The 22,207-nt window shown below is 70.3% G+C and carries 1 protein-coding gene (running past one end of the window); it reads left to right on the forward strand.

Annotated elements, in window-relative coordinates:
* Positions 1–22,207, forward strand: the 5' portion of a protein-coding gene (locus ACKN61_RS12865) for a non-ribosomal peptide synthase/polyketide synthase (RefSeq protein ID WP_408949878.1). The gene runs 5,678 nt beyond the window's last position; the window shows 22,207 of its 27,885 coding nt (coding positions 1–22,207); it begins with the start codon at positions 1–3; its stop codon lies off the right edge, out of view.

The following is a 22,207-nucleotide window of genomic DNA, read 5'->3' on the forward strand; positions in this document are numbered from 1 at the left end:
ATGAGCAAGGCAAATCCGCGCCCCCTGTCGGCACCGCAATCGGAAATGTGGTTCGCGCAGGCGTTCGACCCGGACAACGCGTACTACGACACGCGCGGTTACGTCGACATTCGCGGGCCGCTCGACGTCGAGGCCTTGAGCCGCGCGGTCGACGCCTTCGCCGCCGAGGCCGACACCTTGCGCCTGCGTTTCGAGCACGGCGTCGACGGGCCGGTGCAATGGCTCGGCGAGAGCCGAGCGTCGATCCTGCAGATCGTCGACCTGTCGATGCACGCCGACCCGATTGCCGAGGCGCATACGCGGATGCTCGCGGACGCCGGCCAGGTCTACGACCTCGCCGCGACACCGTTCAACCAGATCCTGTTCACCCAAATCCTATTCAAGCTGGGCCCGGCTCATCACCAGTGGTACCAGCGTTATCACCACATCGTCATGGACGGCTACGGCTATTCGCTGGCGACCGCGCGCATCAGCGAACGCTACAACGCCCTGCGCCAAGGCCTCGAACCGGCCGGCGAACTCGCCAGCGTCATGGAGCTGGTCGACGAAGACCTGCGCTATCGGCAGTCCGAACGCTACGCCAAGGACGCACAGCACTGGCAGGACTATCTGCTCGACGCCCCGGAGCGGGTCGGCCTGGACGGCCGCACGCCGCGGCCGTCGGTACGCTTTCATCGTCGCAGCGCGCCGATCCCGCACGCTTTGGTCGAGCGCTTGTTCGAAGCCGAACAATGCACCGGCGTCAAATGGCCGCAGTTGATGACCGCCGCGGTCGCCGCCTATCTGCAGCGGATCGCCGGCCGCGACGAGATGCTGTTCGATTTCCCGGTGGCGGGACGTTCCAAGGCCGCTCGCGGCATTCCCGGGACCGTCGCCAACGTGCTGCCGCTGCGCCTGTCGTTCGCCAAGACCACCACCTTGCAGGAACTGGCGAGCGCGACCGGCCGCGAAATCGGCAAGAGCCTGCGCCACCAGAACTACCGCGGCAAGGACATCCTGCAGTCGCTCGCCGACGGCGGCCAACAGCGCTGCTTCGGGCCGCGCATCAACATCATCCCCTTCGACTACGCCTTCGATTTCGACGGCCAGACCGGCATCCTGCATTCGCTGGCCAACGGCGTGGTCAACGATGTCGCGGTGAACCTGGAAGGCCAGATCGGCCGCGACGGTTGCCTGCTGCATTTCGACGGCAATGCCGAGAGCTACGACGAGGACGAGATCGCTGCGCATCTGCAGCGCCTGCTGGCCTTCGTCGCCGCCGCGGCGGCCGACCCGCAGCGGCCGCTCGCCGCGATCGAGTTGCTCGATGCGACCGAGCGCCAGCGCGTGCTGCTGGACTGGAACGACACCGCGCATGAGGTCGAGCCCGAATCGGTCGCGGCCGCGTTCGAGCGCCAGGCCCTGGCCACGCCGGATGCCATCGCCGTGGTCGGCGAGCACGGCGCACTCACCTATGCCGAACTCGACCGCCGCGCCGACGCGCTCGCCTACGAACTGCTGCAACGCGGCGCCGTGGCCGAACGCGGCATCGGCCTGTTGCTGCGCCGTTCGCCCGACCTGGTCGTCGCCGTGCTCGCCGTGCTCAAGACCGGCGCGTATTACGTGCCGCTGCACGAGCAGCATCCCGATGAGCGCCTGGCCCAGGTGCTGGCCGAGACCGACGCGACGATACTGATCGCCGATGCCAGCCTCGATGCGCGCGCCCTGACGCATCCGAACCTGCTGCGGCTGGATCTGATGGAGCCGGACCTGATGGGGCCGGACCTGATAGGGCCGGATCGTTTCGATTCCGTCGAACGCGCCGAGCGCGTCGATCGCCGCCTGATCAAGACCGGGATCCATCCCGAACAGCTCGCCTACGCGATGTTCACCTCGGGCTCGACCGGCGTGCCCAAGGGCGTCGCCGTGCGCCATTGCGACATCGTCGAGTTCGCCCGCGACCGCCGTTTCGGCGACGGCCACGAAGTCGTGCTGCTGCATTCGACCCACGCCTTCGATGCCTCGACCTACGAGCTGTGGGTGCCGTTGTTGAACGGCGGGCGCATCGTCGTGGCGCCGGCCGAGGCCGCCGATGGTCGCGATTTCCAGCGCCTGATCGAGCGCTTCGGGGTGCGCAGCCTGTGGCTGACCGCGGGTCTGTTTCATGAATTCGCCGAGTCGACGCCAGAGCTGTTCGCCTCGCTGCGGCAAGTCTGGGCCGGCGGCGACGTGCTGTCGGCCGATGCGATCCGCCGCTTGCAGGCGCGCCATCCGCGGCTGCGCATCGTCAACGGCTATGGCCCGACCGAAACGACGACCTTTGCCCTGACCTGCGAAGTACCGGCGTTGGCGGCCGACGCCGAACGCGTGCCGATCGGCGCACCGCTCGACAATATGCGCGTGTACGTGCTCGACGCCTGGTTACGGCCGGTGCCGGTCGGGGTGCCGGGCGAGCTGTATATCGCCGGCGCCGGCGTGGCCCGCGGCTATCTCAAGCGACCGGCCCTGAGCGCCGAGCGCTTCGTCGCCAACCCGTTCGAGCACGGCGGCCGCATGTACCGTTCCGGCGACCGGGTGCGTTGGCGCGGCGACGGCCGCATCGATTACCTAGGCCGCGCCGACCAGCAGATCAAACTGCGCGGCTTCCGCATCGAGCTGGGCGAGATCGAAGCCGCCCTGGCCCGCGCCGGCCATGCGCAGAGCGCGGCGATCCTGCGCGAGGACCGGCCCGGCCAACCGCAACTGGTCGCCTACGTGGTCGGCGACGCCGTCGACGGCGTCGCGCTGCGCGGCGCCCTCGCCGCCCGCCTGCCCGAGTACATGCTGCCGAGCGCCTTCGTCGCCGTGCCGGCCTTGCCGCTGACCGGCAACGGCAAGCTCGATCGCAAGGCCTTGCCCGCGCCGGAAGTCGAAGGTCGCAGCCATCGCGAACCGCGCGATGAGCGCGAGCGCGTGCTGTGCGAGTTGTTCGCGCAGGTGCTGGGGGTGGAACGCGTCGGTATCGACGATCATTTCTTCGCTCTCGGCGGGCATTCGCTGCTCGCGACCCGGCTGATCGGCCGGGTCCGCGCCGCGCTCGAGGTCGAGCTCAGTCTGCGCATGGTGTTCGAGGCGCCGACGGTCGAAGCCCTGGCCCGTCGCTTGAACGAAAGCGCACCGGCGCGACCGGCACTGACCCGGCGGACGCGTCCGCTGCAGTTGCCGCTGTCGTTCGCCCAACAGCGCCTGTGGTTCCTGCACCAAATCGAGGGGCCGAGCCCGACCTACAACATTCCGCTGGCTCTGCGCCTGGATGGCGAGCTCGACCGCGAAGCGTTGCGCCTAGCGATCGCCGATCTGCTCGAACGCCACGAGAGCCTGCGCACCGTGTTCCCGGACGGCGACACGCCGCAGCAGCGCGTGCTCGATGCGGCGGTAGCGCCGTTCGAGGTCGTCGACTGCGACGAGGCCGAGCTCGACGAGGCGCTCGCCCGTGCGGCGAGTCACGGCTTCGACCTGAGCCGCGAAATTCCCTTGCGCGCGAGCCTGTTCCAACTTGGGCCGCAACGTCAGGCCGTGTTGTTGCTGATGCATCACATCGCCGCCGACGGCGCTTCGCTGGCGCCGCTGGCCGACGACCTCGCTCAGGCCTATACCGCCCGTTGCGAGGGCCGCGCGCCGACTTGGTTGCCGCTCCCGGTGCAGTACGCCGATTACAGCCTGTGGCAGCGCCGACTGCTCGGCGACCTGGACGATGTCGCGAGCCTCGCCGCACGCCAACTCGCTCACTGGACCGAGGCCCTGGCCGAGCTGCCCGAACGCATCGAACTGCCGACCGACCGGCAACCGCCGCAGACCCCAAGCCACCGCGGCCACAGCCTGCGTTTCGCCATCGATGACGAAACCTGCGCGGCCCTGCAGGCCTTGGCCCGGCGCCACGGCGTCAGCTTGTTCATGCTGTTGCAGAGCGCGCTCGCCGCGACCCTGAGCCGGCTCGGCGCCGGCAGCGACATCGCCATCGGCACCCCGGCGATCGGCCGCGACGATCCGGCGCTGGAGCGCCTGGTCGGCATGTTCGTCAACACCCTGGTGCTGCGCACCGACACCTCCGGCAACCCGAGTTTCGCCGAGCTGATCGAGCGCGTGCGCCGCTTCGACCTGGCCGCCTACGCACAGCAGGACCTGCCGTTCGAGCAATTGGTCGATGCGCTCAACCCGGTCCGCAGCCTCGGCCGTCATCCGCTGTTCCAGGTGATGTTGTCGCTGCAAACGGCCGCACCCGCGTTGCCGGCCCTGCCCGGCCTGCGCAGCGAACTGCTGGCTTTCGACGCGCCAATCGCCAAGTTCGATCTCAGCTTCGATTTCACCGAGCACCACGCCGACGGCGCCTCGCGCCTGAGCGGCCTGCTGGAATACGCAACCGACCTGTTCGACGAAGCCACGGCGCGATCGATCGGCGACGGCCTGATCCAGGTTCTCGCGGCGATGGCCGCCGATCCGCAACAGCGCATCGGCGACGCGGGCCTGTTCGATGCTGCACAGCGACAACGTTTGCTCGAGGCCTCGCGCGGCGAATCCGTCGCGGTGGAAGCGACCGCCCTGCCGCAATGGTTCGAGCGCCAGGCCGCGGCCACGCCGGAAGCGATCGCCCTGGTCTGCGGCGACGACGAACTGGACTACGCCACCCTCGAACGACGCGCGAACCGTCTCGCCCATCTGCTGATCGGCGAAGGCGTCGGCGCCGAAAACATCGTCGCCCTGGCCCTGAACCGTTCCGCCGACAGCGTCGTGGCGATGCTGGCCGTACTCAAGGCCGGCGCCGCTTATCTGCCGCTCGACCTCGAACATCTCGGCCCGCGCCAGCGCGAGATGCTGCTGGATGCGGCGCCGACGCGGGTGCTCGCCCATGCCGACATCGCCGCCCGCCTCGGCTCCGACCTGCCGCTGCTGGTGCTCGACGAAGCCGCGTTCGAGGCGCGCCTGCAGTCCATGCCCACGCAGGCACCGACCGATCTCGAACGGGTGCGGCCGCTGCATCCGCAACACCCGGCTTATCTGATCTACACCTCGGGCTCGACCGGCAAGCCCAAGGGCGTGCTGGTCGCCCACGCCACGCTGTCGCATCTGTTTCAGCACCAACGCAGCACCCTCTACAGCGCGGTCGCAAGCGACAACGACACCACGCGGGTGCGCTTCGCCCTGACCGCCACCTTCGCCTTCGACACCGCCGTCGAAGGCCTGCTGTGGCTGTGCGCCGGCCATCAGTTGGAACTGATCGACGACGACACCCGCCGCGACGGCGAACTGCTGATCGCGCGCCTGCGCGAGCGCCGCATCCATGCCGTCGACCTGACCCCGTCGCACTTCGAACCGCTGCGCCAGCGCGGCCTGCTCGATCCCGCGCATTGGCACCCGCGCAGCGTGATCCTCGGCGGCGAAGCCATCGCCCCGGCGCAATGGCAGGCCTTCGCCGAACGCGACGACGTGCGCGGCTACAACGCCTACGGCCCCACCGAGTACGGCGTCGATGCCGCGTTCACCGCGATCGAGCGCGAGGCCGCGGCGCCCTCGGTCGGCCGCGCAATCTGGAACACCCGCGCCTACGTGCTGGATGCCTGGCTGCAGCCGGTGCCGGAGGGCGTGGCCGGCGAGTTGTACCTGGCCGGCCCCGGCCTGGCGCGCGGCTATCGCGAGCGCGCCGCGCTCACCGCCGAACGCTTCGTCGCCGACCCCTTCCAGGCCGGCGAACGCATGTACCGCAGCGGCGACCGCGCACGGCGCCGTCGCGACGGCCGCCTGGAAGTGCTCGGCCGCGCCGACGACCAAGTCAAGATCCGCGGCTTCCGCATCGAACTCGGCGAAGTGCAGGCTGCACTCGCCGAACTCGGCTACGCCGACAACGCGGTGATCGCGCGCGAGGACAGCCCCGGCCATAAGCGCCTGGTCGCCTATGTGGTCGGCGAAGCCATCGACACCCAGGTCGTGCTGCGGCGACTGGGCGAGCGTCTGCCCGATTATCTGCGCCCGGCCGCGGTGGTCGCGCTCGACGCCCTGCCGCTGACCCGCAACGGCAAACTCGATCGCCACGCCCTGCCGGCGCCGAGCGTCGAGGCGGCGCGCGGCGCGGCGCCGGAATCGGCGCAGGAGCGTTTGCTCGCGCGCTTGTTCGCGCAGGTCCTCGGCCTGGCCGAGGTCGGTGTCGACGACGGCTTCTTCGCTCTCGGTGGCGATAGCATCAGTTCGATCCAGTTGGTCGGCCGCGCCCGTCAGGCCGGGCTGCGCCTGAGCGCCCGCGACGTGTTCCAGCACCAGAGCGTGCGCTCGCTGGCCGCGGTCGCGACCGCGCTCGACCCGCTGGCGACGCCGGCGCAGCCGACGGTCGACCCGATCGGCGAGCTGCCGGCCACCCCGATCGTGCGCGACCTGTTCGAGCAGGACGGCCCGTTCGGGCAGTTCCAGCAGTCGATGCTGCTGCGCGTGCCGGCGCTGCGCGAGGCGCCCTTGCTGAGCGCGCTGCAGCGCCTGATCGATCATCACGATGCGCTGCGTCTGCGCCTCGATGCCGGCCTGGCCTTGCACGTCGGCGCCGCCGGCAGTGTCCAGGCGCGGGATCTGCTGCGACGCATCGACATCGATATCGACGGGTTCGACGCCGCCGCGCGCAAGCGGCTCATCGAAGCCGAGGCCCAGGCTGCGCAGGCCCGGCTCGATCCTCGCAACGGCCGCATCCTGCAGGCGGTCTGGTTCGACGGCGGCGACGATTCGCGGCTGCTGTTGACCATCCATCACCTCGCCGTCGACGGCGTGTCCTGGCGCATCCTGGTGCCCGACCTGCGTGCGACCTGGGAGGCCTGCGCCGAGGACCGCCCCGCGTCGCTGGCGCCGGTGCCGACCTCGTTGCGGCAATGGGCGCTGGCCTTGCCGGCCGCCGCCGAACGCCGCCGCGCCGAGTTGCCGTTCTGGCGCGCGATGCTCGACGGCGATGCCGGCGCGGTCGCCGCGCGCCCGCTCGACCCGCGACGCGACACCCTCGCCGGCCAGCGCAGCCTGAGCCTGCGCCTGGACAGCGAGAGCACGCGCCTGTTGTTGACCCGCGCGCCCGAGCTGATCCACGGCCGCATCAACGACGTGCTGCTGACCGCGTTCGCACTGGCCCTGTCGGCCTGGCGCGGAGCGAGCCAGTGCAACGACGGCGAGGCTTCGGTGCTGTTCGACCTGGAAGGCCACGGCCGCGAAGCCGGCCTGCTCGACGGCGCCGATCTGTCGCGCACGGTCGGCTGGTTCACCAGCCTGTTCCCGCTGCGCCTGCACCTGCCCGAAAGCGGTGCGCAGGCCGCGCTGCGCGGCGGCAAGCCGCTGGAACGCGCGCTCAAGTCGATCAAGGAACAACTGCGTGCACTGCCGGACAACGGCATCGGCTACGGCCTGTTGCGCCATCTGGACGACGAGGGCCGCTACGCGTTGGCCGGTTGGCCGTCGCCGCAGGTCGGGTTCAACTATCTGGGCCGCTTCGATCTCGACGCCGGCAACGACGCTCTGTGGAGCGCCGCCGAGCCGGGCCTCGCGCTCGGCAGCGGCGGCGATGCGGCGATGCCGCTCGCGCATGCGCTCGAACTCAATGCCCTGACCCTGGCCGGCGAACACGGCCCGGAGCTGTGCGCGAACTGGAGCTGGGCCGGCGAACTGCTGCGGCAAGACGAAGTCGAGGCCTTGGCGGAGCATTGGTTCGCGGCGCTGCGCGCCATTGCCGACCATGCCGCCGGCAGCGACATGCGCCGGCTGACGCCGTCGGACCTGGAGCTGGTCGCGCTCGACCAGGACACGATCGAACGCCTGGAGTCGAGCCAGGCCCTGGCCGAGGTGCTGCCGCTGTCGCCGCTGCAACAAGGCCTGCTGTTCCACACTTTGTACGATCGCTCCGCGCCCGACGCCTACCTGACCCAGATGGTGTTCGAGCTCGACGGCACCCTCGACGGCGATCGCCTGGAACGCGCCGCACGCGACCTGGTCGCCCGCCATCCGCATTTGCGTGCGGCCTTCGTCCACGACGGCCTCGACCAGCCCTTGCAGTTGATCCCGCGCGACAGCCTGCTGCCGTGGGAAGTGATCGACCTGACCCCGCTGACCGCGGAACGCCGCGACAGCGAACTCGAACGGCTGCTTGCCGACGACGCCCAGCGCAACTTCGACCCGGCGCAGTCGCCGCTGCTGCGCTTCACCTTGCTGCGTTGCGCCCGCGACCGCCACCTGTTGGCGTTCACCAGCCACCACCTGCTGCTCGACGGCTGGTCCTCGCCGATCCTGATGCGCGAGTTGTTCGCGCTGTATCGCGACGGTGCCGAGGCCGCGCTGCCGCGGGTCACGCCTTATCGCGACTACCTGCGCTGGCTCGCCGGCCGCGATGCCGCCGGTGCCCGCGAAGCTTGGCAGGCGGCATTTGCGGGCTTCGACGAACCCACCCGCATCGCCGCGGCCACGACCGCCACAGCGACCGCAGCGGAAGTGCGCCGCTACCTCGCCGATGCCGCGCTCACCGCACGCCTGGAAGCGCAGTCGCGCAAGCTCGGCGTGACCCTGGCCAGCTTCGTCCAGGCCGCCTGGGGCCTGGTGCTGGCACAGCTCGCCCATCGCGACGACGTCGTGTTCGGCGCCACCGTGTCCGGACGCCCGCCCGAACTGGCCGGTGTCGAGGACATGATCGGTCTGTTCATCAATACCCTGCCGCTGCGCCTGCGCCTGCAGCGCGACGAAACCGTCGGCGCCTTGTTGCAGCGCCTGCAGAGGGAACAATCGGCGCTGCTCGACCACCAACACCTCAGCCTGACCGAGATCCAGCAGTCGGCCGGTCATGCCGAGCTGTTCGACACCCTGGTGGTGTTCGAGAACTTCCCGATCGGCGCCGACGCCACCGGCACGCTCGAAGTCGGCCCGCAATTGAGCGCGCGTTTCCACGGCCACCGCGGCGGCGATGCCTCGCATTACCCGCTCGGCCTGGTCGCCGTACCCGGGCGCGAACTCGCGCTCAAGCTGAGCTATCGCCCGGATCTGTTCGACGCCGCGACCATCGACCGCATCGCCTCGCGCTGCCTGCTTGCGCTCGACGCGCTGGCCGGCGATCCGCAGGCGCGGGTCGGCGAGATCGAGCTGTTGCCGAGCGAGGAACGCCGGCAAGTCCTGCAGCAGTGGAACGACACCGCCCATGCCTTCCCGGCACTGCCGCTGCCGGCCCTGTTCGAACGACAGGTCGCGCGTACGCCCGACGCTGTCGCCGTGGTGTTCGAGGGCGAGCGCCTGAGCTATGCCGAACTCGATGCCCGCGCCAACCGCCTCGCCCACCGCCTGATCGCCGACGGCATCGGCCCGGAGAGCATCGTCGGCGTGGCCCTGCCGCGTTCGGTCGAGCTGATCGTCGCCCTGTACGCGGTCAGCAAGGCCGGCGCAGCGTATCTGCCGCTGGATACCGATTATCCGGCCGAGCGCCTGGCCTACATGATCGGCCACGCCGCACCGGTGCGCGTGCTGACGCGCTCGGACGTCGCCGCGAAACTGCCGGCGCAGGCCGCGTTGTTGCCGCTCGACGATGCCGCGCTGCTCGCCGCCCTCGCGCAGGCCAGCGACCGCGCGCCGACCGATGCCGAACGAGTCCGCCCGCTCGAACTCGATCACCCGGCCTACGTGATCTACACCTCCGGCTCGACCGGACGCCCCAAGGGCGTGATCAACTCGCACCGCGGCATCGTCAACCGCCTGGCCTGGATGCAGGCCGAGTACGGCTTGCGCGGCGACGACGCGGTGCTGCAGAAGACCCCGTCGAGCTTCGACGTGTCGGTGTGGGAGTTCTTCTGGCCGCTGCTGGAAGGCGCGCGCCTGGTGGTCGCCCGTCCCGACGGCCATCGCGACCCGGCCTACCTGGCCGAACTGATCGAGCGCGAAGCCATCACCACCGTGCATTTCGTGCCGTCGATGCTCGACGTGTTCCTGTCGGAACTGTCCATGCGCGGCGCCGATGGCGCGGCCGGCTGCGCCGGCTTGCGCCGCATCCTGTGCAGCGGCGAAGCCTTGTCGGGCGAGCTGCGCAACCGCGTGCGCGAGCAACTGGCGCGGCCGCTGCACAACCTCTACGGCCCGACCGAAGCCGCGGTCGACGTCAGCGCCTGGGCCTGCCGCGACGACGAAACCGGCGCGCAGGTGCCGATCGGCGCGCCGATCTGGAACACCCGGCTGTACGTGCTCGATGCCGCACTGCGCCCGGTGCCGGTCGGCGTCGCCGGCGAGCTGTACCTGGCCGGCGTCGGCCTCGCCCGGGGTTATCTGGCCAATCCGGCGCTCACCGCTGAGCGCTTCGTCGCCGATCCGCATGCGGCCGACGGCTCGCGCCTGTACCGCACCGGCGATCTGGCGCGCTGGCGCGCGGACGGCCAGGTCGAATACCTCGGCCGCGTCGACCATCAGGTCAAGCTGCGCGGCCTGCGCATCGAACTCGGCGAGATCGAAGCGGCGCTGGCCCAACTCGGCCATGCCCAGCACGCGGTGATCGCGCGCGAAGACCGGCCCGGCGACAAGCAGTTGGTCGCCTATGTCGCGGCCGAGTCGATCAACGTCGAAGCGCTGCGCCAGGGCCTGGCTGCGCGCCTGCCCGAGTACATGCTGCCGAGCGCCTTCGTGCGCCTGGACACCCTGCCGCTGTCGCCGAACGGCAAGCTCGACCGCAAGGCGCTGCCGGCGCCGGACTACGCCCCGCACGCGCATTCGCGCGGGCCGCGCGACGCCACCGAAGCCCTGCTGTGCGCGCTGTTCGCGCAAGTGCTGGGACGCGAACGCGTCGGCATCGACGACAGTTTCTTCGCCCTCGGCGGGCATTCGCTGCTGGCCACGCGCCTGATCGGCCGGGTCCGCGCCACCTTCGACGTCGAACTGCCGATCCGCGCCTTGTTCGAGGCGCCGAGCGTGGAAGCCTTCGCCCGCCGCCTCGGCGAGGGCGGGCGTGCGCGCTTGCCGCTGTCGGTGCAGGAGCGCCCGCAACCGCTGCCGCTGTCGTTCGCCCAGCAGCGTCTGTGGTTCCTGCATCAGTACGAAGGCGCCAGCGCCCTCTACAACCTGCCGCTGGCGCTGCGCCTGCACGGCGAGTTGGATGCGGCCGCCCTGCATGCGGCAATCGCCGACCTGGTGGAACGTCACGAAAGCCTGCGCACCGTGTTCCCCGGCGGCGACACGCCGCAGCAACAGGTCCTGGCCGAGGTCGCGGTCGAACTGCATGCGTTCGACTGCAGCGAAGCCGACTTGCCCGAACGTTTGAGCGCGGCCGCGGCCCATGCCTTCGATCTCGAACGCGAGATTCCGCTGCGTGCGAGCCTGTTCAAGCTCGGCGCGCAGGATCACGTGCTGCTGCTGTTGCTGCACCACATCGCCGCCGACGGCGCCTCGCTGGTGCCGCTGAGCGAGGACCTGGCCGAAGCCTATGCCGCACGTCTGCAAGGGCTGACGCCGGCCTGGGCGCCGCTGCCGGTGCAGTACGCCGACTACAGCCTGTGGCAACGGCGCGTGCTCGGCGCCGGTCCGGCCTCGGGCGCCACCGACGACGACAGCGTGTATGCGCGCCAACTGGCCTGGTGGACCCGTCGTCTCGCCGCCCTGCCCGATCAGCTGAGTCTGCCGAGCGAGCGCCCGCGTCCGCAGGTCGCTAGCTACCGCGGCGCATCGCTGTCTCTCGCGATTCCGGCCGATCTGCATCGCAGCCTCGCCACGCTCGCCCAGCGTGGCGGCGCGACCTTGTTCATGGTGTTGCAATCGGCGCTGGCGGCGATGTTGACCCGCCTCGGCGCCGGCACCGACATCCCGATCGGCAGCCCGGTCGCGGGCCGTACCGATGCCGCGCTCGACGGCCTGGTCGGTCTGTTCCTCAACACCCTGGTGCTGCGCACCGACACCTCCGGCAACCCGGCCTTCGAGCAGTTGCTCGAACGCGTGCGCGACGCCGACCTGGCCGCCTACGAGCACCAGGACCTGCCGTTCGAGCAACTGGTCGAAGCGCTGAACCCGGTGCGCTCGCTGGCCCATCACCCGCTGTTCCAGGTGATGCTGGTGCTGCAGAACAACGCGCCGCCGCAAGCGGCGCTGGCCGGCCTGCGTTGCACGCCGCAGCCGATGGCGCTGGCCTCGTCGAAGTTCGACCTGAGCTTCGATTTCAATGAACGTGTCGATGGCGACGGCGCCCCCGCCGGCATCGACGGCACCCTCGAGTACGCCCTCGATCTGTTCGACGAGGACGGCGCGCAAGCGCTGGCGCAGCGCCTGCTGCGCGTGTTGGCCGCGGTCGCGGCCGATCCGTCGCTGCCCTTGGATCGCATCGAGCTGCTTGACGACGCCGAGCACCGCCGCTTGCTGGTCGAAGCCAACACCACCGCACGCAGCCAACCCGGCCTGACTCTGCCTGCGCTGTTCGAGGCCCAGGTCGAGCGCACGCCCGAGGCGACCGCCGCGGTCTGCGCCGAGGCCCGCCTGAGCTACGCCGAACTCGACGCCCGCGCCAATCGCCTCGCCCACCTGTTGATCGCGCAAGGCATCGGCCCCGAGGCCATCGTCGCGATCGCCCTGCCGCGTTCGCTCGACATGCTGGTGGCCCTGCTGGCGACACTGAAGGCCGGCGCCGCTTATTTGCCGCTGGACCCGGACTATCCGGCCGAACGCCTGGCCTATATGGTCGAAGACGCCGGCCCGGCCTGTCTGATCGGCGACGACGACACGCTCTCGTTGCTCGCCGAGGCCGAGGTCGCCTTGCGCTGGTCGCTCGACGCGGCCGACCTGCGCGAGCGTCTCGCCGGCGCCCCGGCACACGGCCCGCGCCAGCACGAACGTGCGCGCGCCCTGCATCCGCGCCACCCGGCCTACGTGATCTACACCTCCGGCTCGACCGGCCGTCCCAAGGGCGTGGCGATCGAACACCGCGCGCTCGAGAACTTCCTGTGCGCAATGCAGCGCGAGCCCGGCCTCGACGCCGGCGACCGCCTGCTGGCGCTGACCCCGATCTCGTTCGACATCGCCGGGCTCGAGTTGTACCTGCCCTTGCTGTGCGGCGCCGAACTGCACATCGCGCCGCGCGAGGTCGCGACCGACGGCGAGCGCCTGCGCGAGCACATCTCCGCGATCGCGCCGAGCACGATCCAGGCCACCCCGGCGACCTGGCAGATGCTGCGCGCCGCCGGCTGGGTGCCGCCCGGCGACCTGCGCGTGCTGTGCGGCGGCGAAGCGCTGCCGGCGGAACTCGCCGACTTCCTCGCCGCCGATGCCGCGGCACTGTGGAATCTGTACGGCCCCACCGAAACCACGGTCTGGTCGCTTGCCAGCCGCGTCGTCGCCGGCGAGGCGGTGCGCATCGGCGCGCCGATCGACAACACCCGCGTCTACGTCCTCGATGCCGCGCTGCGGCCGGTGCCGAGCGGCGTCGCCGGCGAGCTCTACCTGGCCGGCGACGGCCTGGCGCGCGGCTACTTCCGCCGGCCCTCGCTGAGCGCCGAACGTTTCGTCGCCGATCCGTTCCAACGCGGCGAACGCATGTACCGCACCGGCGACCTGGCACGCTGGGGCTTCGACGGCCGTCTGGATTTCCTCGGCCGCCTCGACCATCAGGTCAAGATCCGCGGCTTCCGCATCGAACTCGGCGAAATCGAAGCGGCCCTGGCCCAGCTCGGCCACGCCCGCAACGTGGTGGTCGCACGCGAGGACCGCGAAGGCCTCAAGCGCTTGGTCGCCTATGTCGTCGCCGATGGCCTCGACGGCGGCGCCCTGCGTCAGGCGTTGGGCGAGCGCCTGCCCGAGTACATGCTGCCCTCGACCTTCGTTGCCCTGGACGCGCTGCCGCTGACGCCGAACGGCAAGATCGACCGCAAGGCCCTGCCGGAACCCGGCGAGGGCGATCGCGCCGCGGAAACCTATCGCGCTCCGCAGACGCCGCAGCAAAGCCTGCTGTGCGAGCTGTTCGGCGAGGTGCTGGGGGTCGAACGGGTCGGCCTCGACGATCACTTCTTCACCCTCGGCGGCCACTCGCTGCTGGCCACCCGTCTGGTCAGCCGGATCCGCGCCGCACTCGGCATCGAACTGCCCTTGCGCGCCCTGTTCGAGGCGCCGACCGTGGCGAGCCTCGCCGCGCGTTTGCCGCAGGCCGAGTTGGCCCGCCCGGCGCTGCGTCCGCAAGCGCGTCCGGCGCTGCTGCCGCTGTCCTACGCGCAGCGTCGTCTGTGGTTCATCCAGAAGTTCGAACAACACGCGGGCACGGGCGACAGTGGCGCCGCCTACAACATCCCGATGCCGCTGCGCCTGTCGGGGCGGCTGGATCTGGACGCCTTGCGCGCCGCGCTGAGCGATGTGGTCGCGCGTCACGAAAGCCTGCGCACGATCTTCCCGGAAGCCGACGGCACGCCTTACCAGCAGGTGCTGACGATCGCCGAAAGCGCTCCGCAGTGGTCGCTGGTCGACGCCACCGCCGACACCCTGGCCGAGCTGCTGCATGCCGACGCCATGCACGTGTTCGATCTCGCCCGCGAGACGCCGCTGCGCAGCAGTCTGTTCCGTCTCGACGAGCAGGAGCACGTGCTGCTGGTGGTGCTGCATCACATCGCCGGCGACGGTTCCTCGCTGGCGCCGCTGGCGCGCGACCTCGGCCAGGCCTATGCCGCTCGTCTGCAGGGACATTCGCCGACCTGGGCGCCGCTGCCGGTGCAGTACGCCGATTACACCCTGTGGCAGCAACGCCTGCTCGGCAGCGAGCAGGACCCGGACAGCCTGATCTCGCAGCAGTTCGGTTACTGGAAGGCGCAACTGGCCGACCTGCCCGAACGCATCGAGTTGCCGACCGACCGGCCGCGTCCGCTGGTCGCCAGCTATCGCGGCCGGCAATGGGCGCTGAGCATAGATCCCGAACTGCACGCGCGCCTGCTCGACCTCGCTCATCGCCACGAAGCCAGCTTGTTCATGGTGTTGCAGGCCGGCCTCGCCGCATTGCTGCACCGCCTCGGCGCCGGCGACGACATCGCTCTCGGCAGCGCCATCGCCGGGCGCAACGATCAGGCCCTGGACGATCTGGTCGGGTTCTTCGTCAACACCCTGGTGCTGCGCGCCGATCTGTCCGGGCAGCCGAGCTTCGAGACCTTGCTCGGCCGGGTCCGCGCCACTGCGCTCGCCGCCTACACCCACCAGGACGCGCCGTTCGAGCGCCTGGTGGAACTGCTCAACCCGACCCGCTCGACTTCGCACCATGCGCTGTTCCAGGTCGGCATGGTCCTGCAGAACGTCAGCGAAGCCGAGCTGCGCCTGCCCGGCCTGACCGTGTCGATGCATAGCGCCGACTTCCGCAGCGCCAAGTTCGATCTGTTCTTCAACCTCGGCGAACGCCTCGCCGCCGACGGCGTGCCGGCCGGCCTCGACGGCGTCATCGAGTACGCCACCGATCTGTTCGACGAAGCCTCGATCGAACGCCTGTGGCAGCGTTTGCTGCGCCTGCTCGATGCCGCCGCCCGCGACCCGCGGCGCAGCATCGCCGCCATCGACCTGCTCGATAGCGACGAACGCCAGCGCTTGCTCGGCGACGCGAACCGCACCGTGCTCGGCGACGCGCACGGCGCCATCGCCGACGCCACCATTGCGGCCCTGTTCGAGCGCCAGGTCGCGCTCGATCCGGAAGCGCCGGCCTTGCTGTTCGGCGACGCCTGTCTCAGCTACGGCGAACTCGACCGCCGCGCCAACCGTTATGCGCATGCGCTGATCGCCCTGGGCATCGGCCGCGAAGACCGCGTCGCCATCGCCCTGCCGCGTTCGCCGGAAATGGTCGTCGCCGTGCTCGGCATCCTCAAGGCCGGCGCGGCCTATCTGCCGCTGGACCCGGACTACCCGCCGGAACGCCTGGCCTACATGCTCGCCGACGCGAAACCGGCGCGATTGATCAGCCGGCGCGAGATCGAAGCCCGCCTGCCCGAACACGGCGTGCCGACCTGGCTGCTGGATCTGCCGGAAACCTTGCAGACCCTCGCCGCGCAAGCGACCGACGCGCCGCAGCTCGTCGCCGCATCGCCGGCCGATGCCGCCTACGTCATCTACACCTCCGGTTCGACCGGGCGACCCAAGGGCGTGGTCGTCACCCATGCCGGCGTGCCGAGCCTGCTCGCCAGCCAGATCGCCGCCTTCGAAGTCGGCCCGGGTTCGCGCGTGCTGCAGTTCGCCTCGTTGAGCTTCGACGCGGCGTTCTGGGAACTGTGCATGGCGCTGCTGTCGGGCGCGGCCCTGGTCGTCGCCGAGGCCGACCGGCTGTTGCCGGGCGAGGCCCTGGTCGAGACCATGCAACGCCACCGCGTCACCCATGCGACCTTGCCGCCGGCCGCGTTGTCGGTGCTCGGCGCCGATGCGCTCGCGACCTGCAGCGACCTGATCGTCGCCGGCGAGGCCACCGCGCCGCAGTTGGTCAAGACCTGGTCGCAGGGCCGGCGCATGACCAATGCCTACGGTCCCACCGAAACCACGGTGTGCGCGACCATGAGCGCGCCGCTGGCGGGCGCCTCGGTGCCGCCGATCGGCACGCCGATCCTCGGCAGCCGCGTCTACTTGCTCGACGCCGGCCTGCAGCCGGTGCCGGTCGGCGTGCCGGGCGAGTTGTACCTGGCCGGCAAGGGCCTGGCGCGTGGTTATCTGCATCGCCCCGCACTCAGCGCCGAGCGCTTCGTCGCCGATCCTTACCTCGCCGGCGAGCGCATGTACCGCAGCGGCGACCTGGCGCGCTGGCGCGACGACGGCCAACTCGAATTCATCGGACGGGTCGATCATCAGGTCAAGCTGCGCGGCTTCCGCATCGAACTCGGCGAGATCGAGGACGTGCTGCAGCGCCACGCCGCGGTCGCGCAATCGATCGTGGTCGCGCGCGAAGACGTGCCGGGCCATAAGCAACTGGTCGCCTATGTCGTGCTCGAACACGAACGCGACGCCGACCGCGACCAGGGCCAGGAATCGCGCCTGATCGGCGAGTGGGAAACCATCTACGAGACCCTGTACGGCGAAGAACCGCCGCAAGCGGTCGAGTTCGGCGAAAACTTCCACGGCTGGAACAGCAGCTACGACGGCTCCGAGATCGCTCTCGAACAGATGCGCGAGTGGCGTGCGGCCACGGTCGAACGCATCCTCGAACTGCAGCCGAGGCGCGTGCTCGAGATCGGCGTCGGCAGCGGCCTGATCCTGTCGCAGGTGGCCCCGCACGTCGAGGCCTATCACGGCACCGACCTGTCGGCGGCGACCATCGAACGCCTGCGCGGCGAGATCGAACGGCAACCGCAGCTGGCCGGCAAGATCGAACTGCATGCACGGCCGGCGCACGAGATGCACGGCCTCGGCGACAGCCTGGCGAGCGACGGCCAGGACGGCCGCTTCGACACCATCGTCATCAACTCGGTGCTGCAGTACTTCCCGAACGGCGACTATCTGCTCGAAGTGATCCGCCAGGCGATGGACTTGCTGGCGCCGGGCGGCGCGCTATTCCTCGGCGACGTGCGCAATCTGCACCTGCAGCGCAGCTTCGCCACTGCGATCCAGTTGCACCAGGCCGATGCCGACACCGACGCGGCGACCCTGCAACGGCGCATCGAGCAGATCCTGCTGGCCGAGAAGGAACTGCTGGTCGCACCGGAGTTCTTCAGCCAGTTGCCGCAGCGCCTGGACGGCATCGCCGCGGTCGACATCCAGACCAAGCGCAGCGCCTACGGCAACGAACTCAGCCGCCACCGCTACGAGGTGGTGCTGCGCAAGGGGCCGCTGCCGCTGCGCTCGCTGGCGTCCTTGCCGGTGCGCGCCTGGGGCGCGGATTTCGACGGATTCGATGCCGTCGCCACCCATCTGCTCGACCACCAGCCCGCCGGCCTGCGCCTGCGCGGCGTGCCCAATGCGCATCTGCAACCCGAGCTGGACGCGCTGCAGGCCCTGGCCTCCGGCACCGCTATCGCCGAGGTGCGTTCGCAGCTGATCGCCGAGGGCAGCGCCATCGAGGCGACCAGCGAAGCGCTGGTGCAACTCGGCCGCCGCCTCGGTTACCGGGTCGCGACGACCTGGTCCGGCGGCGCCATCGGCGACGGGCTCGACCTGCTGTTCGTGCGCGCTGACGACGCCGCCGCGCCGGCGATGTGGACCGATCTGTACCTGGCGAACACACCGCGCGAGCTCGCCGCCTGCACCAACAACCCGGCCAACTTCGACCAGTTCAGCGACCTGCGCCGCCACGTCGCCGCGCAGCTACCGGACTACATGCAGCCGGTGATGGTGTTGCTGCCGTCGATGCCGCTGACCCCGAACGGCAAGATCGACCGCAAGGCGCTGCCGGCTCCCGATTTCACCCCGACCCACCACCGCGCCGCGCGCAACGACCGCGAGCAGGTCCTCGCCGAGCTGTATGCGCAAGTGCTCGGCCTGCCGCGGGTCAGCATCGACGACAGCTTCTTCGATCTGGGCGGCGACAGCATCATCTCCATCCAACTGGTCAGCCAGGCGCGCAAGGCCGGCCTGCTGATCACCCCGCGCGACGTGTTCCAGCACCAGAGCGTCGCCGCACTGGCCTTGGTCGCCCGCGATGCCGACGAGGCCGCACCGGCCCTGCTCGACGAACCGCTCGGCGAACTGCCGGCGCTGCCGATCCTGCGCTGGTTCCTCGACCGCGAGGTCGCCCTCGACGGCTTCAACCAATCGGTGCTGCTGCGGGTGCCGGCCGGCCTGGCCGAAGCCGAGCTGCGCGATGCGCTCGCCGCCTTGCTCGATCACCACGACGCCCTGCGCCTGCGCCTGGGCCGCGACGACGCCCAGGCCTGGCGCCTGCGCGTGCCCGAACCCGGCAGCGTCGACGCCGCGGCCTGCCTGCGGCGCATCGACGTCGCCGGTCTCGATGGCACGGCGCTGCAGGCCCGCATCGACGCGGCCGCGGCCGAATCGGCGCAGGCCTTGTCGTGCGAGCGCGGCGATCTGCTGCGTGCGTTCTGGTTCGATGCCGGCGAGCACGGCGGCCGCCTGTTGTTGACGATTCACCACCTCGCCGTCGACGGCGTCTCCTGGCGCATCCTGATTCCGGATCTGCGCGACGCGGTCGAGGCGATCCGTGCCGGCCGTGCGCCGGCGTTCGCGCCGCGCAGCCATTCGCTGCGCACCTGGGCGCAGCAATTGTCCGACGACGCGCATTCGCCGCAGCGCCTGGCCGAGCTGACGCATTGGACGGCGACGACCGATGGGTCCGACCCGCCGCTGTCGCCGGTCGCGCTCGATCCCGCACGCGACACCGGCGCCAACAGCGAGCACTTCAGCCTCAGCCTGCCGAGCGAAGTCACCGCGGCCCTGCTGACGGCGTTGCCGGCGCGCTTCCACGCCCGCATCAACGACGTGCTGCTGAGCGGCTTCGCCCTCGCCGTGAGCGACTGGCGCCGCCGCCACACCGGCGCCGTAGTCGATGCACTGCTGCTCGACCTGGAAGGCCACGGCCGCGAGAGCGATCGCAACGGGCTCGACCTGTCGCGCACGGTCGGCTGGTTCACCAGCCTGTATCCGCTGCGCCTGTCGCTGGACGAGATCGACCTGGAGCGCGCCTTCGCCGGCGACGGCGAGCTCGAACGCTTGCTCAAGCGTGTGAAGGAGCAATTGCGCGCGGTGCCCGACCACGGCCTCGGCTACGGTCTGCTGCGTCATCTCAACGCCGATACCGGCGCGCTGCTCGCCGCGCAGCCAGCCGCGCAGATCAGCTTCAACTACCTCGGCCGCTTCGGCGTCTCGGAAACCCGCGATTGGGAACAGGCCGAGGAAGAAGTCGCCAACAGCGGCGGCGATGCGATGCCGATCGCCCACGCGATCGAACTCAACGCCCTCACCCAAGACCGCGCCGACGGCCCCGAGTTCGTCGCCACCTGGTCGTGGCCGCGGGCCTTGTTCGACCGCGCCCAGATCGTCGACCTGGCCGAAACCTATGCACGCGCCCTGGGTGCATTGGCGTCGCTGCTCGAACGCGAAGACGCCGGCGGCCTGACCCCGTCCGACCTGCCGCTGGTCGCACTCGACCAGACCACCATCGAAACCTTGGAACGCGAACACGGCGGCGCCCACGCGGTCGCCGACATCCTGCCGCTGACGCCGTTGCAGCAAGGCCTGCTGTTCCACGCCCTGTACGACCACGAAGGGCCGGACCCGTATGTGGTGCAGGTGCATTTCGATCTCAACGGCCCGCTCGACGAAGCGCGCCTGCGCGACGCCGCACGCCGGCTGATGCAGCGCCATCCGCACCTCGGCGCGGCCTTCGTCCATCGCGGGCTGGAAACGCCGGTGCAGTTGATTCCGCGCGAGGTGCCGCTGGACTGGCGACGGGTCGATCTCGACACGGTGCCGGCCGCGCAACGCGAAGCCGAAGCAGCACGGGTCGCCGAGACCGAGCACCTGTGCCGCTTCGAGCTCGATCGTGCGCCTTTGCTGCGTTTCACCTTGGTCCGCCTCGACGATGCCCACCACCGTCTGCTGATCACCAACCATCACATCCTGCTCGACGGCTGGTCGCTGCCGGTGCTGGTGCAGGAGTTGTTCGCGCTGTACGGCGGCGCCGAGTTGCCACGCGCCACACCCTACGGCGACTACCTTGCGTGGCTGGGCCAACGCGATCCGGACGCGGCCGAACAGGCCTGGCGCGAAGTGCTCGCCGACATCGAAGAACCGACCCTGTTGCTGCCGTCGCGTCCGGCCGCGTCGGGCGAACAATCGCACCACGCCCTCGATCTGCCCGAACCGCTGTCGCGCACCCTCGCCCAGTTGGCGCGCCGCCACGGCCTGACCTTGAACACCCTGGTGCAGGGCGCCTGGGCGTTGTTGCTCGGGCGCATGCTGGGCCGCGACGACATCGTCCTCGGCACCACGGTCTCGGCGCGTCCGCCGGAGCTGCGCGACGTCGCCCAGATGATCGGCCTGTTCATCAACACCGTGCCCTCGCGCGTGCGCCTGCAGGCCGGCCAGAGCTTCATCGACCTGCTGCTGAACCTGCAAGCGCAGCAGGCCGGGCTGATCGAGCACCAGCACCTGAATCTGTCCGAGCTGCAACGCCTGGCCGGCTTCGAGCGTCTGTTCGACAGCCTGTACGTGTTCGAGAACTACCCGATCGATCACAACGGCCTGGAGTCGGCGCTCGGCGAGCTGCGCATCAGCGGCTTCCACAGCAGCGACGCCACCCACTATCCGCTGAGCCTGCTGGTCACGCCGGGCGCGCGACTGTCGTTCCGTTTCAACTACGACCCGGCGCGGTTCGACGCGCTCAGCATCGAGCGCTTGGCAGAGCGTCTGTCGCGTCTGCTCGATGCGATCGCCGCGCATCCGCAGCGGGCCCTCGAACAGTTCGACCTGCTCGACGACCGCGAACGCCGCCGCGTGCTCTACGACTGGAACGGCAACGAGGTCGAGCTGGCGCAGCAGACCGTGCCGCAGTGGTTCCAGCAACGCGTCGCCGCCGCGCCCGAGGCAGTCGCCGTGGTCTGCGCCGGCCACGAGTACAGCTACGCCGAACTCAACCGCCGCGCCAACCGCTGTGCGCATGCGCTGATCGCGCACGGCGTCGGCCCCGAGGACCGCATCGCCATCGCGGTGCCGCGTTCGCTCGACACCGTGGTCGCAGTGCTCGGCATCCTCAAGGCCGGTGCCGCCTACCTGCCGCTCGACGCCGATCACCCGGCCGAGCGCCTGGCCTGGACGCTGGCCGATGCGCGTCCGCGCAAAGTCGTCGCCACCCGCGCCAGCGCGACGCGCCTGCCCGCCGATGCCGAACTGCTGCTGATCGACGACGACCACGGCTTCGGCGCCGAGCTCGTGCATGCGCCGAGCCACGACCCGGACGACCGCGAACGCATGCGCGCGCTCGATCCACGCCATCCGGCCTACGTGATCTACACCTCCGGTTCGACCGGGCGGCCGAAGGGCGTGGTCGTCACTCACGCCGGCATTCCCAGCCTGACCCACAGCCAGATCGAACGCTTCGGCCTGGATGCCGACAGCCGCGTGCTGCAGTTCGCCTCGATGAGCTTCGACGCGGCGGCCATGGAAATGCTGATGTGTTTCGCCGCCGGCGCGACCCTGGTATTGCCGCCGCCGGGCCTGCTGCTCGGCGATGCGCTCGCCCGCACCCTCGACGAACAGCGCATCAGCCACACCCTGATTCCGCCGAGCGCGCTCAGCAGCCTCGACCCGGCCGTGCAGACCTGGCCGAGCACCCTGA

This window comes from Lysobacter sp. Hz25, from assembly GCF_046097045.1.
Lineage (GTDB): Bacteria > Pseudomonadota > Gammaproteobacteria > Xanthomonadales > Xanthomonadaceae > Lysobacter > Lysobacter antibioticus_B.